This is a genomic window from Gordonia effusa NBRC 100432, from assembly GCF_000241305.1.
In the GTDB taxonomy this organism is placed as follows: domain Bacteria; phylum Actinomycetota; class Actinomycetes; order Mycobacteriales; family Mycobacteriaceae; genus Gordonia; species Gordonia effusa.
In genome coordinates, this window is sequence record NZ_BAEH01000051.1 from 1 (window position 1) to 15,804 (window position 15,804).

The 15,804-nt window shown below is 59.7% G+C and carries 20 protein-coding genes; 17 read left to right on the forward strand and 3 right to left on the reverse strand.

What is annotated here, in order from left to right:
• The first annotated feature begins 43 nt into the window (after window positions 1–43).
• The 6 genes from GOEFS_RS09290 (at window position 44) to GOEFS_RS09320 (ending at window position 5,682) form a co-directional block, all read left to right on the forward strand.
• Window positions 44–736: a hypothetical protein gene (locus GOEFS_RS09290; protein WP_138917951.1), complete on the forward strand. Its 693-nt coding sequence runs from the start codon at window positions 44–46 to the stop codon at window positions 734–736.
• A gap of 46 nt (window positions 737–782) precedes the next feature.
• Window positions 783–1,412: a hypothetical protein gene (locus GOEFS_RS23640; RefSeq protein WP_007317644.1), complete on the forward strand. Its 630-nt coding sequence runs from the start codon at window positions 783–785 to the stop codon at window positions 1,410–1,412.
• A gap of 392 nt (window positions 1,413–1,804) precedes the next feature.
• Window positions 1,805–2,494: a hypothetical protein gene (locus GOEFS_RS09300; RefSeq protein WP_138917952.1), complete on the forward strand. Its 690-nt coding sequence runs from the start codon at window positions 1,805–1,807 to the stop codon at window positions 2,492–2,494.
• A gap of 655 nt (window positions 2,495–3,149) precedes the next feature.
• A complete protein-coding gene (locus tag GOEFS_RS09310) occupies window positions 3,150–3,602 on the forward strand; it encodes a helix-turn-helix transcriptional regulator (RefSeq protein ID WP_007317647.1) in 453 nt (150 codons plus the stop codon).
• Window positions 3,603–3,618: 16 nt separating this feature from the next.
• Window positions 3,619–3,864, forward strand: a complete 246-nt coding sequence (locus GOEFS_RS09315; protein WP_007317648.1) for a hypothetical protein — start codon at window positions 3,619–3,621, stop codon at window positions 3,862–3,864.
• Window positions 3,865–3,885: 21 nt separating this feature from the next.
• Entirely contained in the window at window positions 3,886–5,682 is a 1,797-nt protein-coding gene (locus GOEFS_RS09320; protein WP_050949845.1) for a dynamin family protein, read from the forward strand.
• Here the strand turns inward: GOEFS_RS09320 and GOEFS_RS09325 are convergent.
• The gene (locus GOEFS_RS09325; RefSeq protein ID WP_444542553.1) at window positions 5,679–6,908 is read right to left on the reverse strand and encodes a DUF7373 family lipoprotein; all 1,230 of its coding nucleotides are present in this window, start codon (window positions 6,906–6,908) and stop codon (window positions 5,679–5,681) included. The genes GOEFS_RS09320 and GOEFS_RS09325 overlap by 4 nt on opposite strands.
• Window positions 6,909–6,961: 53 nt before the next feature.
• Here GOEFS_RS09325 and GOEFS_RS09330 point away from each other — a divergent pair, with 53 nt between their 5' ends.
• Window positions 6,962–8,368 carry a GTPase gene (locus tag GOEFS_RS09330; protein ID WP_007317651.1) on the forward strand — a complete coding sequence of 469 codons (1,407 nt, stop codon included), beginning with the start codon at window positions 6,962–6,964 and terminating at the stop codon, window positions 8,366–8,368.
• A complete protein-coding gene (locus tag GOEFS_RS22440; RefSeq protein WP_007317652.1) occupies window positions 8,365–10,026 on the forward strand; it encodes an Hsp70 family protein in 1,662 nt (553 codons plus the stop codon). The genes GOEFS_RS09330 and GOEFS_RS22440 overlap by 4 nt, the downstream gene beginning before the upstream one ends.
• A gap of 223 nt (window positions 10,027–10,249) precedes the next feature.
• Here the strand turns inward: GOEFS_RS22440 and GOEFS_RS23645 are convergent, their stop codons facing one another.
• Window positions 10,250–10,435, reverse strand: a complete 186-nt coding sequence (locus GOEFS_RS23645) for a hypothetical protein (RefSeq protein ID WP_211600658.1) — start codon at window positions 10,433–10,435, stop codon at window positions 10,250–10,252.
• A gap of 53 nt (window positions 10,436–10,488) precedes the next feature.
• Here GOEFS_RS23645 and GOEFS_RS09345 point away from each other — a divergent pair, with 53 nt between their 5' ends.
• Window positions 10,489–11,049, forward strand: coding sequence for an RNA polymerase sigma factor (locus GOEFS_RS09345; protein ID WP_280985273.1), 561 nt, complete (start codon window positions 10,489–10,491; stop codon window positions 11,047–11,049).
• A gap of 152 nt (window positions 11,050–11,201) precedes the next feature.
• On the opposite strand, the gene GOEFS_RS09350 is transcribed toward GOEFS_RS09345, so the two are convergent.
• Window positions 11,202–11,690 carry a helix-turn-helix domain-containing protein gene (locus GOEFS_RS09350; RefSeq protein ID WP_007317655.1) on the reverse strand — a complete coding sequence of 163 codons (489 nt, stop codon included), beginning with the start codon at window positions 11,688–11,690 and terminating at the stop codon, window positions 11,202–11,204.
• 249 nt (window positions 11,691–11,939) lie between these two features.
• On the opposite strand from GOEFS_RS09350, the gene GOEFS_RS09355 reads away from it, so the two are divergent.
• Genes GOEFS_RS09355 through GOEFS_RS09390 form a run of 8 tightly spaced genes read left to right on the forward strand, consistent with a single transcriptional unit; the run spans window position 11,940 to window position 15,569 of the window.
• Window positions 11,940–12,404, forward strand: a complete 465-nt coding sequence (locus GOEFS_RS09355; RefSeq protein WP_007317656.1) for a hypothetical protein — start codon at window positions 11,940–11,942, stop codon at window positions 12,402–12,404.
• Window positions 12,401–12,676 carry a hypothetical protein gene (locus GOEFS_RS09360; RefSeq protein ID WP_007317657.1) on the forward strand — a complete coding sequence of 92 codons (276 nt, stop codon included), beginning with the start codon at window positions 12,401–12,403 and terminating at the stop codon, window positions 12,674–12,676. The genes GOEFS_RS09355 and GOEFS_RS09360 overlap by 4 nt, the downstream gene beginning before the upstream one ends.
• A complete protein-coding gene (locus GOEFS_RS09365; protein WP_007317658.1) occupies window positions 12,666–13,034 on the forward strand; it encodes a hypothetical protein in 369 nt (122 codons plus the stop codon). Before GOEFS_RS09360 ends, GOEFS_RS09365 begins: the two co-directional genes overlap by 11 nt.
• Window positions 13,031–13,654 (forward strand): hypothetical protein, encoded by a 624-nt coding sequence (locus GOEFS_RS09370; RefSeq protein ID WP_007317659.1) that lies wholly within the window; start codon window positions 13,031–13,033, stop codon window positions 13,652–13,654. Before GOEFS_RS09365 ends, GOEFS_RS09370 begins: the two co-directional genes overlap by 4 nt.
• Window positions 13,651–14,082, forward strand: a complete 432-nt coding sequence (locus GOEFS_RS09375; RefSeq protein WP_007317660.1) for a hypothetical protein — start codon at window positions 13,651–13,653, stop codon at window positions 14,080–14,082. The genes GOEFS_RS09370 and GOEFS_RS09375 overlap by 4 nt, the downstream gene beginning before the upstream one ends.
• On the forward strand, window positions 14,079–14,438 hold the full coding sequence (locus GOEFS_RS09380) for a hypothetical protein (protein ID WP_007317661.1): 360 nt from the start codon (window positions 14,079–14,081) through the stop codon (window positions 14,436–14,438). Before GOEFS_RS09375 ends, GOEFS_RS09380 begins: the two co-directional genes overlap by 4 nt.
• Window positions 14,435–15,181 carry a hypothetical protein gene (locus tag GOEFS_RS09385; RefSeq protein ID WP_007317662.1) on the forward strand — a complete coding sequence of 249 codons (747 nt, stop codon included), beginning with the start codon at window positions 14,435–14,437 and terminating at the stop codon, window positions 15,179–15,181. The genes GOEFS_RS09380 and GOEFS_RS09385 overlap by 4 nt, the downstream gene beginning before the upstream one ends.
• Window positions 15,174–15,569, forward strand: coding sequence for a hypothetical protein (locus tag GOEFS_RS09390; RefSeq protein ID WP_007317663.1), 396 nt, complete (start codon window positions 15,174–15,176; stop codon window positions 15,567–15,569). Before GOEFS_RS09385 ends, GOEFS_RS09390 begins: the two co-directional genes overlap by 8 nt.
• The last annotated feature ends 235 nt before the right edge of the window (window positions 15,570–15,804 follow it).

Below are 15,804 nucleotides of genomic sequence, written 5' to 3' on the forward strand. Positions count from 1 at the left end.
CGCCTGAGTGAGCGCACCTATCGAGATCCCCGAGAGGCATGACATGTCAACACGAATTACACCTGACCATTCCACCAGGTTTCTGTCCAGCAATGGTGCCGCCTACCTAGCGATAATCGCTGCCGCTGGGTTCATGGTGATGCTTATTGCAGTGTCATTGCTTGGCGTCGGCAAAGTCGACGACACCGATAAGCCGTTCATACCTCCGTCCCTTGATCTGGGCCGCATCGATAGCGGCCCAGCCGTGGCCCCGCCGATCTGGCCGGTACCTGGTTCGATGCCCGCACCTACTACAGATGTTTCCGCCATCGACCTGGCGCAGAGCGTGGTTCGGGTGAGCTATGACGGCCTCTCGGTTCTTGGCGGCGTAGAGGAACAGCGGGCGCGGATTGCACCTGTCGCGACGCCGCAGTTTGCGCAACTCTTGCGGAACTCCTACACCGGGCGGTACTACCTACCTACCGGCGCATTCGCCGGGGTGGCAGCTGGTGTTCCCACGATGCTGGTCGGCCCGACACGGCCCGCTCTCGCGGCCGGGGTGGCCCCTTTACGCATCATCACGTCTACCGCACGCGCGGCACAATCGGACACAATCGCAACAGTTGATGTGCATTTAATCGTGTTGCAAGACAACACTTTCCGGCTACCTGCTGTCGTCAGAGTGCATCTCATTCACACTGATCGGTGGTGGGTGTCGGCTATCGACGACGGTCAATCGCAGCCTGTCGAGAACTGATAGCCCTCGCCCATCCACGCACGACATTGACAAGGGGAACCTCAAAATGCACCAGTCAGAGCCGCAGGAGATCCGTTTCTCGCAGTTGATTGAGGCGCACAAGACCCGGACGGGCGTGGGCGATGCTGAACTCGGACGGCGAATCGGGACCTCGCGGCAAAATGTTCTGAATTGGCGTACGAAGCCATTGATGAGGCTTCCAGCATCTAGGCACCTTATGAATCTGGCCTGGACTATCGAGATGCCTTACGAAGTCGTACTAGATGCAGCGGTACGCGAAATCGGGTACTTGCCGGGTGAGTCAATCATTCTCGGTGAGGAAGTCCTTGATCACCTTATTAGTGGTTCAGCAGCTCAATTCGCCCGCGAATCCGCCGCCATACTCAAGGCAAGCGAGGACCAGGCCACACTGATCATTGGCGCAGCCGCAGTGAAGTTCCTGATACTCCAGTGGCAGACCACCACGCCTGATCATGCCATTACCTTCCTCCGAACATACTTCGCTCACCTGGTGAAATGTGAACCGTCCGTCACTTGGGGACAGGTACGTCAAGCGCTGCGCCGCGAAATCGGTGTGCGACTACCCACCGAGGAACGCTCAGCATTATTGGAGCGCGCCACCAACGAATGCACTTCTGCGAGAACATCAACCATCAAGGGGGCGATCCCTCTGTGAGTGCCAACGACAGAGCAACCAGCCAGCGCGGTCGGCGTGATCAGTGGGTAGAGCAGATCGTGGCACGTATTGCTGATAGTCCCGATCTCACTGCCCACGCCCTCCGTTACGCGGAATGTACCCAGCACGTCAGCATCTCGGCATATAGGGATTATGCTCAGCAAGAGCGCGACAGGATCGCTAGATCTCCGGAACTCGTCGAGTTGCGCGAACAAGTCCGCGGCGACCGAGAATGGTTAGCGGCCACGCGACGAACTATCGCCCGCCGCGCAGCTCGACGCGTCGCCCTACACGTCGCTTGTGCCTGTGCTTGCCTAGCTCCGTTTTCGCTTTTGCAGCACGCCGCAGACCACTCAGATCCGTTGCGGGTTATACGTTGCCTCCTTATTGCAATGACCCTGATAGCAGGGCTGTCAGTAGCGTGCACACTCCTCTTCGCTGTGGTGGACTGCGCTTTTCCCGGCCGCACGTCGTGGTCGGACCTGACTGCGCGCGCGGCACTACTAGTCGTCGACCGCGCAGCCGAGCTGGACCGAACATCAACCTGCCAAAATGCCCCGCCCTTGGTGCGGCAACAGGTCGCCGAAGTTCACGATGCTCTGACCCAACTATTGGATGAGTGGGGCCGTTACGCCCTTAACATCGAAGCGTGGTATATCACCAAACCGCTGTTGCGCGATACAACCGGCACGGTGGCCACGACGGTGGCCTACGAACGCGCGATGGACGCTCTGGCGGGTGTTGCCGAAAGTTTGCATGAACACTCAACGCAGGCAGACATCGATCATGCAACGTCGCTCGCTGACAATGCTTGGACCGCATGGCATGCGGCTAACGACTATGCCCTTGACGTTGGGCTCTCCGACCGCTCGCCGACTGAGCGAGCTGCGCTTCAACGTCTGGCCAAATTGGTTGAGCGACTGACTCATAGCGCCGCTGGCGATCCGGAGTTGGTGGCAGTCAAACGTGATATTCAAGGCTGCTTGGACAAGATCACCACAGTGTCTGCTGGCTGGTCCGACATCGTTGATTTGCCAGCGATCGACCACCGCGTGTTCCGCCAACTCCCCTCCCCTTCTTAACCACACAGCACCGTGTTGGAGCCAAGGCAGTAGACGGCGCGAGTCCCGATCTGATTCAACGCAGGGGGGGACAGTCGAACCGGATCGGGACTCGCCTGTAGAGGTTAACAAGCGGGCCGACCTGTACGCGAGCAGAACGGCGGTCAGGGCCGGCGGGCCAAGGTAAGGGGGTTTGGGTGGCTTCCCTCCACCTCTAGGACCGTCACCTGGCCCACCGTCAGCACGCACAGTATCAGCTTTATCGAAACTCTGTTCGATACACTGGCTGCGTGTTCGAGGGATGGTTAGACCACACCACTGTCCGCAGGTTTACCCCGCCACGGCCGGTCACTGTTGACATGTCTAGGGCATTGCCAGTGACAATCGGTTCCCTTGGTGCCCGCAGGTCCCCGACGTTGCGGGTGCGCGCCAATGCGATGCGTCTTGAGTTACACATGGTTGGGCGGCAAATCGCTTGGGCGCAGGTGTTCGACAGTCAATGGCTCGCGATTGTTGAGATCCCGGTCGCGAGTGCAAACAAGGTCTCTCGGTTGACGATGACGCTATGGGTGCCAGCCGCTGCCATCACGGTCACTGACAGCACTCGGCTATAGATGCGCGGACGCGGCGCGCGCGTGTTGCTCACGGGCATGGAACGCTTCGATACAATCCATCTATGCCCGCCGGAAAGCTTGATGATTATGCGCCCGATCGGGTCAAGTTGATCCGTGAGCGTAGCGGGGTGAGTTTGAGGGAGATCGCTGCGCGGTGCGGTGTCACCGTTGGAACGGTGCGCAGCTGGGAGGCGGGCCGGTTGACGCCTTCGGAAACTAACGGTGTGAAGTTGGCATCTGCGTTGCGGGTTCATGTTGCCGAGTTCACAAACACACCGCGTAATCAGCCGACGCTACGGCAGATGCGGCAGTGGCTGGGATGGTCTGGCGCAGTCGCGGCCGACAAGGCGGGCATTGGAGTCACGCCGGTCTATACGGCTGAAAGTTATACCTCTCCGATCCCCGAGCGTATTCAGATTGCTCTTGCTGATGCCTATGGGGTGAACAGCGACGCTATCGTGGCGGCATGGAAACGTGGCCAGCAACGCGCCTTCGGTGACATTTCGCAGTCGTGAAATAAGGAAACGAACTATGAGCACGCTTTTGGAAGTTACAGCCGAAGAGTTACTACGCGGCGATCGGATCGTCGCTCATCGCGAGCCTGGCAGGACGGTGCGCAGGCAATGGGTGGTTAAGGCGCCACTGGGAGTGCACCCTGACGCTGGTATACCGGGGATTCAACTTGAGTCTGGTGCTATCGACTCTCCTGGTTTCGCGTTGAACCTTTGGCCGGGAACCGATTTCACCTCGAAAGCGATTTTTGTCATCGAGCGGTGACCTGAAAATCATCCTTCTGCGATGGGCCATGTAGTCCCGGAGGTGACGATGCTCGATGACGTTGACGCACACCACCAGTTGCTAGATGCTGCGCGTGTAACACTCATCGCCAATGACTTGCCGCAGGTCGCTGACCTTGCTGACTCGAAGCTCGGCAAGGGTCGGCACATGTGTGTGGTGGTTGCTGGCGAGGTCAATCGTGGCAAGACGTCGTTGATCAACGCCCTGGTGGGAAGGTCAGTAGTTCCCGCTCACGCTGACGCTGCCACCCAACTGGCGGTGAGTGTTTCGCTGTCCGACTCGGTCAACAGTCCGGTGTTTCATCTACTCGCTGGCGAGCGGTCCGCTGTGGTTAGTGCGGAGAAGTTCGCGGCGGCAGTTAATGGTGATGATGACGACGCGCGGGTGGGGGTGAGCGGGGCGGCGGTCACGTTGCCCGATAGTGCTTTGGGGATGGTCACGGTAATCGATACTCCGGGTACTGGCGGGTTGGATCGACGTGTGGCCGAGTTGACGACCGCCACAGCAAGTCAGGAGTGCGTGTTGTTGCTGGTGTGCGATGCCAGTTCTCCGTTGTCCGCCCCGGAGGTGGAGTTTGCGCGGGCGGCGTCGGCGACCGCCGATGCGACGATCGTGGTTATCACCAAGACCGATCAGCATTTGATGACGTGGCGGTCGGTGGCCGCAGAGAACAGTCGGTTATTGCGCGAGCATCTGGGCGTGGTGGTTCCGGTGATCGGAGTGTCGTGTGAACGGGCATGCCAGGCACAATCGCTGCCGACTGACGACCGGGCCGCCCATGATCGGGCTTCTGGGATCAGCGAATTGCGCGAGGAGATCGGGCGTCGACTCATCCGGTCCCAAGAGCACCAGGAGTCTGCTGCCGCGCACGTTCTCGTCCAAGGTTTGCACCGCGTGCGGTCTCAAATCCTTGCCACGATGTCCGATCTCGCCGATTCCGACACCGCTGCGTCTCGTCACGCGCACGTTGCTGCGAGTGATCTTTCTGATCTGTTGGCTGAACAGCGGCAGTGGGAGTACAACTTGGCGCGGGATCTGGCGCTGGTCCGCGGCCGAGCGATCGAAGGAACTGATCAGCGATTGGCCCAGGTGCATTCCAAGTGGGTCACGCGCATTGGTGCACAGGGGGTCACCGCGATCCGTCGTAACCCGACCCTCGTGACTGATGAGGTGCAGCGTGACCTTGAAGAATTGATCGCGGCTGTGCTGGGGGATCTGGTCTCTGATCTTCGGCGCAGTATTGTCGCCGCACGTTTTGGTGATGATCCCTTGGTGTGGGAGGCGTTGTACTCCCGCATCTGCGAGGCCGTTGGTGGGCGGCGTCTCGATAGCGCGCCTGTGGCGCGGCGACAAGGCATCGTCGACCCGAGCCTGCTTAGCATCGGTGTCATTGGTTCGTCGGTCATTGGCGGTCTAGTGGGGGTTACTGCGGCCGGGGTGGGTGCGGTGCTTGGCGGTGTGTGGGTGGCGGTGAATCTTGGGTTTCGTGCTGCGCGGGCGGGCAAGCAGAATTTGTTGGCGTGGTTGCGCGATACCGAGGGCACCGCGCGCACTGCGATCGGGCGCATTGTTGATGTTGTTGTCACTCATGCTCGTACCGAGGTGTCGGTTGCTTATCGAGAGAATTTGCAGACGCGACTCGATAAGCAACGTGCGATGGCGGCGGCGTTGTCGACTGCGGCTGCGGATTCGGGAGAGCGGCGGCGGCGGCGGTTACTGAGTGTTGAGCAGAATTTGGAGATTGTTGACGGCCAGATCGCCGAATTGAACGCTTTGTTGAGCCAGTCGGGCCGCTAGTGGGCGTTCTGGTCGGCGTGGGTGAGGATGAGGTATTGGGCGCTGGTCTTGCGCCATAGATCGGTTTGGTCGTCGCTGCCGCTGATCTCGGCCATGTATCGGCCGACCTGCACGTAGCAGACCATGAGTCGACCGTCGTAGGTGTCGCGGTACAGGCAGGTGGCAGGGGCGAGTCCCGGCGGGCCGGCCATCGGGGTCAAACCGTTAGTGGCGGTGCCTTCGGTGATGAAGGTCTTACGGAGGGTTTCAGCTTTGTCCGGGTTATCTGCTCGGTACAGGACGATGTTGTCGCCTACCGCGTTCAGTGTTGATCCTGCTGCGGACAAGGCGCGGTAGGACGCTTGTGGGTTGGTCTGCGTGTGAGTGATGCCCCTGAGGCCGAAAACGCCGTTGACTGAGGCTCCGCCAATCTCGTTGACGCTGCTCTCGTTAGCGGGGAGTGTGTATCGCATCATTTTGTGGCTATCGAGCTGGGGGCGCGGTATGCCGTTTGCTGTGGCGTTGGGTGGTCGGCCTTGAAACTGGCCGATTAGACGCAGCTGGTTGGTTGTGGCTTTGTTGACAGTGTCGGTGAGCCATGATTGGTCGTTTCCTACTGGCGTAGTGACCCTGGTGAATATCACGAAATCGTTGTGGGTGGTGATTGCTGCTAGTTTCCGCGCTTTGCCGCCGGAAGTGAGTGCGGTAAGGGCCAGTGAGGATTGATTCTCTAATTTGGCGGCGGCACCTTTCGCCATGTATTCATCGCCGTTTAGTTCATAGGTGTAAATGCTTCTCGCGGCCTGCGTTGCCGCAGCGGCATCGGTGAATCTCAACGCCATGTGCACCATTGATTTATGTGGCGTGGTCTTCGGCATGACTGGTTCTGCTGCCGTGGCAACATACCCGTATAGGAATGTGTTCTGATTGATCTTTTTGTAAGCGTTTCCCCCCAACGCCTCTTTCGCTTCAAGGGCGAGTCGGACTGGATAGGTAGGCATTTTCATGTCGGTGAGGAGGGGGTCGATCTCCCAGGGGCACAGGACAAAGTCGGCTAGTCGCTGCGATTCGAGGGTGACGATGCTCTGGGCTGGGCCGGGGTCAGGACGCGCTACGGTGGAGTAATGTCCGGTATCGAGCGCAGCTGGGTCCACTGCATCGGCAGCGGCACTGCATGCGACGAGCCCAGTCGGTAGCGCGCAGAGCATGGCTGTTAGGGCAATGACCTTTCGCATCCATGTCCTCATTCCTGGTCTAATAACTAGTGATTAAGGATACCGGCGGAACGGAGGTGATTGCGATGACCACACTGGCCACTGTCACATCTGTAGTTATGGATATTCTTGATGATCTTAAAGCTTCTTGTCCTGCCGATCGGGACGCGCTCACGCAACTGCAAAGCGATCAAAGCGCGGCACCCTCGGTATTGTTCGCGGGGCGCGGCAATGCCGGAAAATCAACGCTGGTTAACGCTCTGCTGGGGACACCTCTTGCCGAGACAGCCGAACTCGAGTCCACCCAGGTGTTGACGGAGTATCGCGATGGCGCTCCGGCGCGAGCTGATGTCATCGATAGCGACGGCCAGGTATATCAGGTGGTCGCTGGTCCGACACAGAGTCACATTGCGTTGCCCGTTGCTGCTAGTGCGGTGCAGGTAGTGCGGCGGTGGCTGCCTTCGGTCGCCCTTCGTGAACTACGGCTGATCGATACGCCGGGTCTATCCACGCTCACCGACCAACTCGACGCTGCGGCCCGCGCCGCGCTCGGGGTTACTGAGACGGCATCGACTACTTCTCATGCGTTCGATGCCGATGTGGCGGTGTTCTTGTTCGATTCAGAGTTGCGGGCCGACGAACACGAGGTCTTAGCCGCGTGGCAGTTCACTCCATTGACGACGGTCGGGGTGTTGTCGCGCGCCGATGCCTACGGGGCTGGCGCATTCGGGGTCAGCGACCCGATCACCGCCGCGCAGGATCGGGCTGCGGCAATGGCGGAGGATCTTCGCGACTATGTCGGCACCGTATTGGCAGTATCTGGGATATGCGCTCAGGTCTCGGCCACTGGCACACTCACCCAGGCTGATGCTCGGTTGCTCGCCGCACTGGCCGACGAGGACCGATGGTCGTTGGCCGATGCCGCAATGGGCGGCGATTCAGTTGTTGCACAGTTGATGCGACGGTTTGGTGAATACACGGTGGTCTGCGGTCGTGAGCATGCGGGCGCGGGCGCTGCGTCCCTGACAGGGTGGCTCGGTGCGGTTTCGGGACTCGCCGCGCTGCGGCAGACAGTGCTCGATAGTGCCACGAGGTACGGGCCACTGCGTCGAACCGCGCGCGTGCTCGACGAGTTGGAGCGTCTAGCCTTGCATTCGCCGCACCACGCCCAGATTCGGGCACGCGCCCATCAACTGCGTGTGCATTCAGCGCTGCGCTCGGTGCATATGTTCAGCGACTACCAGCGGCTGTTGCGGACCGCGCCCCAATCACCTTTTGTCGACGAATTGCGCGGTCTGTTGGCCCACGACAGTCCCCCACTGCAATTAGGTCTTCCCACGTCGGCGTCGGCGCGCGAGATTGCCGACTGTGTACACCGCCGGCTTGACGCTGTGCACCGGGCGGCGTTGTTGATGTCGACATCGACGGCGGTGGAGTCAGCTCGCTTGACGCTCTCCGATGTTTATCAGCAAGTGTTGGAGGGTGTTTCGTGAAGCCATGGCGGCTGTCCATCGATATCGGTACTTCCAATACCGCAGCGGCGCATACTAATTCGGCCACTGGGGTGATTGAGGCGCTACGACTCACTCCCACCAGCAATCTGATGCCCTCAGCAGTGTTGGTTATGGACGCACACACAATTGTTGCCGGTACCACCGCGGTGAACCAGGCCGAGGCTCGACCGCATGCGTTCATTCCCTCGCCGAAGTTGTTGCTCACGCGCAATGCCGCTGCCACTGTCATGGTGGACGGTCACTCGATTAGTGTGACCCAACTTTTGAGCGCGCTCGTGTCGTCGGTATTGGCCATCGCCTGCGCACGCCATGCTGATGTCCCGCCCCGGTCTGTGGTGTTGACTCACCCTCAAGCGTGGTCCGCCGCGCAGACCCGCGTTCTTCTTGATGCAGCTGTCGCAGCTGGTCTTGATGAAACTGTGCTGTCGTTAATGCCTGAACCCGAAGCTGCTGGCCGGCACTATGCCACTGCCCATTCGTTGCCTGCGGGATCACGACTGGGGATCTTTGATTTCGGTGGGGGCACCCTTGATGTCTCTGTCTTGGCTATGGCAGATGATGGGACGTTCACAGTTGTGGGCGCCGGGGGTGACGCCGACCTTGGTGGTAGGAATTTTGATGCGCGGCTTCACGATTGGGTACATGGCGCAGTTGATGAGGAACTAGGCAGCGAGGCGTGGGAGTCGGTTGACCCGCTGGCGCAGATGCGTCTGATTGTCGATATCCGTGCGGCCAAAGAGGTGCTATCAGAAGCGCCGGCGGCGGCGGTGACCGTGGACACCGCCGATCGTCCACTGCCACTACAGATCACGCGCCCCGAATTCGAGGATCACATCGCGTCGCTAATTTCGCGCGCTGTGGATCTCGCACACTTCATCTTTAGCGAGTCAGGGCCAGTGAGGACGGTCTATCTTACCGGCGGAAGTAGCGCCATTCCGCTGGTGCAGCGTTCACTGTCAGCGGTGGTTTCGGTTGCCACACTGGATGATCCCAAGTTGGTGATCGCCGAAGGCGCATTGACGACCAACGACGCCAACACCCCTTCGGACACTCCTACCTTTGAGCCGACGCGACCTGCAACGCAGTCCAAACGACGCGGAGCGTTCATCGCAGTTGCGACCGCGGTCGTCGCGGTGATGGTCGGCGCAGTGATGTGGTGGCAGCACGACGATTCTGCGGCTCCGACCGCTCCGGACACCTCGATGTTGACGTCATTGGCCACCACTGAGAGTCAAGTGCGTGCGGCCCTGCCTAGCCCTCTCAATACCGCGTTGCAATCCTGCGCTCGGGACAAATTCACCGACTATGAGGCTCTGCTGTTTCAGTGTCAACTTTCCTCCGGCGATTCACTTTTCGACAGCCTGGGATGGGATGGGACTTCCAAAGCCACTGTCGGCGTTGATGTTTCCACTACGCGCCGCGAGGTTGCCGGGGCGAGAGAGGGCATCACACTTATCAACGGAGGGGTGGTCACAGAAAATAGCGGACGCACGGCAACTGCTGTTCTTTATGACGATCCGTTGGGGTGGCGCGTGGACTATGCCAATGCCACAACCGGGGTGTTGGTGGAGTTGGGCGGGTTTTCCTCGCGTCGCGACATCAGCACGTTCCTAGAGCGCAGCGGGCTGATGAATTGAGACTGGCCACTTGCCTGCCATAATTTGAGTGTTACCGCTTATGGAGGGCCGACCTATCGACAATGACGAGTTTGATGACGACTTGAGCACGCCCCTGTTTGAAGAATTTGGGATCAGTTTCGATGACCTTCGGATGCCCGATGAATTGTGGGAGAAGATCTGCACGCTGATCGCCGATCCGAACACTCCTCTGGTAAGTGCCAGCGGTGTCCCCGGGGCGGACTCACAGGCCGACCAGACTCTGCCCACTGAGCAGAGCGAGTCGACGCAGGGCAACGTCGACGAGTACCACCATCACCACTCGACTAGCCCTTTGCTTGAACATGATCTGCACGACGACTATGGCGATCACCATGACGTAAGTGGCCACGACACCCATCACGATGTCGGTGGGCACGATCACGGCCATGACATCGGCGGCTATCAATGATGGACAACGCGCACAGTGACGAGGTTCTGCTCATGCGGGCGCGGGGCGGTGATTCAGACGCATTTGAGGCGTTGGCAATGCAGTTGCGGCACAAGGTCTACGGGGTGTGCATGGCAATTCTCTACAAACATCAGGACGCCGAAGACGCATGCCAGGAGACCGACTTAGCCGCCTGGCAACACCTGCATTCCTTTCGTGGCAATTCGCGCAGCTTCCCCACCTGGTTTTTCACGATCGCGGCCAATAAGGCCCGCGAGATGCACCGGCAGCGTCGGCCGGTGACGCTGGTGGACTGGACTGATACAGATCATCCCCCGATCGCCCCTACTCCTGATTTCTCTGGCCAGGTTGACATTCGCCAAGCGGTGCAGTCCGCAATTGCTGACCTGCCCGAGGATTTCAGTGTGGCCTTCATCCTTTTCCAGCTCGCTGACCTTCCGGTCAAAGACATAGCCGAGTGGCAGAAGGTGAGCGAGGCGACCGTCAAAACGAGACTGTTCCGGGCGCGCACACATATCCGCGATCGCCTGCGTGAGGCGCACGATGCGACTGAACCGCACAACGATGGCAGCGCCTCGACGAGGTCTGCCTAAAAAGTTTTTCGCTTTTCTTGGGAACCTTTTGGTCCCCCACTGCATCTGTACCGGCGAGAGTTGCGACACCCGGTCGCACTTGTCGGTCACGGGAGGTTCCCATGCAGCGGTTTCATGCGTCTTACGCGTTGCCCACTCGCGCATGTGGTGCGTTAAGCAGGAGTGCCGGCAGGGCGGGCGCGGACGCGTTCGTAGGAGGATCGGACTTCTTCGCTCGTGATGCCAAGAGCGGTAGCAAGACGCTCTGCGCGGTCGTCGGTAAGTGTTCCAAGGCCCAGTTCCAACTGGGCCACGAGGTTGGTCGACAGTCCTGCCGACGCCGCCAACTCAGGTTGCGTTTGCAAAGTCAGGTGTCGCCAGTCGGACAGATAGCGCTCAGCAGGCTCAGTGAGGATCACCGAGTCGGGGGCCACACCCAGGCAGGTGATTGCGCGGCCGAGAACATCAATCTGCGGCGCTGCCAATCCTTTTTCCCACCGGCGGATAGTTTCAACGGTTTTGATCTTCGCCATCCGCGCCAGGTCGCTGCGACTGAGCCCCTTTTCCGTGCGTGCTGTCTCGAATCGTGCCGGGTCAAATCCGCGCAGCACACTGCGACTCATCGACTCGGGGCCAAATCTTTGGGACTCATCACTAGACACTGTGGCATCACGTCCTTACAATCCGTACACGAGAGCAATTTAAAAGAGCATACTAAAAGTGTAGGTATGGAAGCTAGGAGGAGTTGCACCTGAGAAACCCCCTGGGCCGGTCTGAGAGCAATTGAGATGTGAGAGTCCACTGCTCCCAGACCGGCGCGATCCGATCAACCAACGGCGGGACCGGACACGACCAATCATATGTCTCCTGCACGTTGCCACCCCCTCGTATATGCGTTGGAGACCACAATCATGCCCAATCCGTTGTCACAGACCGTTGCAATTGCACTACCCGCCCCAAACAGGCGTGCCGACCTCGCCGAATGGGGATCGACGGACATCATCACCGAATGGCCGTACGGCGTCGTAGAAATTAGCGGACGCATGCACTGCTCCTACGGGTCAGACCTTTCCCCCACGCTTGCCACGTCCATCGCCAGCGCCATGTTGGCTGCGTGCTGGCACGCCGGATATCGACCCTCAACCGAGTGCCGCGACCGCATCGGGACAGTCGTTTTCCCCACGCCGCAGACCCCTTCATGGGGCGATCGGGGCTGGGTCTATTTTCCGGACGGCTCCGGTTTCACCGCAGCCCATCACGCCCTCGGCGTGCGGGTCGGCGGAGATACCCCCGCCCCCGCCGATCAGGTGTGGGCAGAAGCAACCTCCCTATTGGCCGCGTCGATCGCCGCCACCAGTCGAGTAGATGCAGCATGAGCTTCGCTATCGGCAAATGCGTAGGCACTCCCGAACCATGGGATCTCACCCAGCTTGGCGGCACTTACGAAGTAGCGATCTCCTCGATCGCCCAATGCCACGCCTGCCCCGTGTTTGACGCATGCCGAAGTGCGTCACTGTCAGCCCCCATCCCCGGCATGATCAGCGCGGCCGTGGCCTACGACTGGGACGGAAATCCCATCGCCCCACGCGAATTGCGCGCATACCTCACCCGCATTTCCAGAGTTGGGAACCGCAACCATGTTGCCTAACAACACAATTCAGGAACACAACTCTCCCACTCTTACGCGGGAGGACTATCTGACCGCCGCCAACGTCATCGACAACATCAACCGACGCCTCGGTTACGTTGATAACCAATGGTGGTCACCCATCGAGTTGCGCACAATTCGTGAACGCGTCGACAACGTTCGAGGCCACGAGCTGATCGACCTCGCGATCCTCACCATCCAAGAAATGAACGCTAAGTCGGGTCTGGCGTACAGCAACCCCGACGCGATTGGCTATGCGGCCCAAGCAATCCGAATCCAGGCCGACAATCTCAACGATGCCACGGCGGTAGCGAGCATCGGATGCCACGGCGGTGCCGACGACGAGGAGATAAAATGATCGACACTGAAATCGCCAACGCAATTGGAACTATCCCAGGAGGCGGCGCCCCTGCCGCGTGGTGGTACTCCGACGACGCCGACAACATCGCCGGATACAAGCGTCACGAGATTGCCCGCAACGAGTGGTTCGCGAGGTTTCAGACATTCGCTGAAACGCACCAGGGAAAGTCGGATGAGGCGCCTACCTGGTCGAGCTGGGACGGCAGCATAACCCTCAAGGGTTTGGTGACAAAAGACGGGCACGCGATCCCTGAGGGCTGGCGCTTCGATCACAAGACCTCACTTATGGTCCCGAGTCGCAAGACCAAGGCAGACCGTGAGAGCAACGTATCCAAAGAGTTTGCCGCACTACGGCGTGTACCAGCACCACGCGACTATATGACGGGCATGCCCGCCTCACTGTGGGGTGACCATACGATCTCCCCCGTTGAGATAAGCATGCTCACCGGCGGCACTGTTGTAATCGCATTCTGTGGCAGCGACCCGGACCGGGTCAATCCCGGACGTCGACGCTACTTTCCGGTCGACGAGTCGAAGTGGCATCGCTTGCCGCTCAGCACATTTCACCGTCTTCGCGACGGACAGAGATCGAGCGCAGCACCGGCAGGTGCACGATGAACAGTAACGCGGCAAACAGCACCCACGGCGGCAGCCACACTTCGCCCACTGCTGGGGCTCCGTTCACCAGAGACCTCACCGCGGGCAATGACGATCAGCCTCCCGCGCGGATGGAACTGCGACGGTTAGTTCAGTACCACTGGCGGCTGTCGAAACTTTGCTCCACCTACACCTGTGCCGAGCGTGCTCTGCATGCCCGAGTCGCCATACTCCTCAACGACTGTGACCCCCGCACCTGGTCAGATGGCCTATGGCGTGAGCAGTCGGCGACCGTGATCCGTGCTCGCCTCATCGTGCACATCGCTGACACAATCGATTCCCTCGACGCCGGTGATGATGCTTTCGCCTATCTTGACTCGGCGCGGACAATCGTTGCGACCACTGGGGTGGTCCCCGCAGTACATCCCACAGAGGTGGTTGCCTCGTGACATCAGCGATGATGCTAGCCGTTCACGCCGCTAGTTTCCTCACGTTTGGAACCGCGATGATTGCGATCACGGCATTGGCGACTTTAAGCGCTTACGTGGCAGTTTCGCCCAGGCCCCTCAATGCCGCCGAACCAGTTGCGCAGTCCGCGCGCCGACGCCTTTTGGTGCACACGGTCACGATCATCGCTCCCATCGGAGCGCTCACAGCAGTGCTGACCCCATTGCCCACTTTAGTGTCGGTTCTTCTCTGCCTGACGGCCGTGGTCACAGGGGTTCTGATTGGCATGCTCTCCACGTTTATTCCATCGAAATATGCACTCTCGCAATCACTTAAGCCGACCGGAGGAACACTATGACCACCACTAGTCTTGACGAAACTCTTGTGGCGACCACCGTTGATGGACACCTCACCAACATCATGTGGAACCTTGCCGGGTTTCCGGCGCACGTGTTGGTAGCCGGCGCAGATCGAGAATCGATTCTGCGCCCGATTGTGGAAGACTTCGCCGAGCGTGGCGTGCCAGTCCTCGTCATAGACGCCAACAACGCCGAACTTGCCCACATACTAGAAACTGAGATCTGCGCACGCCGCAACGCCGCACACGTCCTAGATCAGTTCTCCGTGCCCACTGAGCAGGCCAACCCTAAGCCCAGACTTGTTGTGGTACTTGAGGATTACCAATATCTCGACGCATGCACAGTCTGGAATAACGCATCCACAGTCTGGACGATTCTTGAGCTGGGCCGGACAACAGGCGTCTCCGTAATCGTTAGCCTTGAGACGATCGACAATCTCTCCCGCGATCAGTTGACGCCGCTCCGCGACACCATTGGTACGCGAGTCTGTGCCCCGCCCACCGCAGTCCGGGACTTCTTTCCCCTGTTTACGCTATCGGGTCAGCATGGCGAGGCACACGATGCCGATGCGGTCGTAGAGCACCCCTCCTCCCACCTACGGCCTGTCGAGTTCCGTGAGCAACCGTCTGATAGCTATCGGGTTATCGCTGAGCGGACCCCGACCCCTTGGTGCGCGTCACAGGCGTTTGCCAATTATCTCCGCCAGAACCATCTGTCCAGGCCCGGTGATTCCCGTGACTGACGTTGCCCAAAGACTTCAACGAGCACTCGAACCTTTCAACAGTGATGACTTTGCCTGTCGAGCAGTGGTCAGCGTGCAATGTACCGACCTGCTCGACCTGTTAGACGAGTACTACCGTTTACGCCGAGACTCAGAGCAAACTCGTTCTGGCACAGTCGATCAAACAGATATCGCCGGTGACGGTCTCGTCGGCATTGGTGATCCTGCGGAAGAGATCGCACGGCGCGTCTGGGGCGAGGAGGGGTGGCCGGAGGACGTTCGACCTGAGGATCGCAGGGAGTTCTGGCTGGCCGTCGCCGCTGCACGTGAGGCGGTCAAACCCCACCCGACCGGTCTCGCAGCAGTTGGTCCTGCCGACGGTGCCGCTGATTGCAACGGCGGTGCATGATGGCCGCGAATGTTACGGAGTTTGCGAGCCTCGCTGATTACAAGGCATTCATTGATGCCAAGTATCGAGGTGCGCTACCCCACCAGTGTGCTTGCGCTCTAACAAATCTCGGCGGTCTATTCGGTACGGGCGACGACCAGGGCATGGAGTCGCGTCGAGATCGGTGGTTACTCATCACACCTGACGGCGACATTGATGGGGTACTCACTCGTAGGGTGCCCAGCGCCGAAGAAGC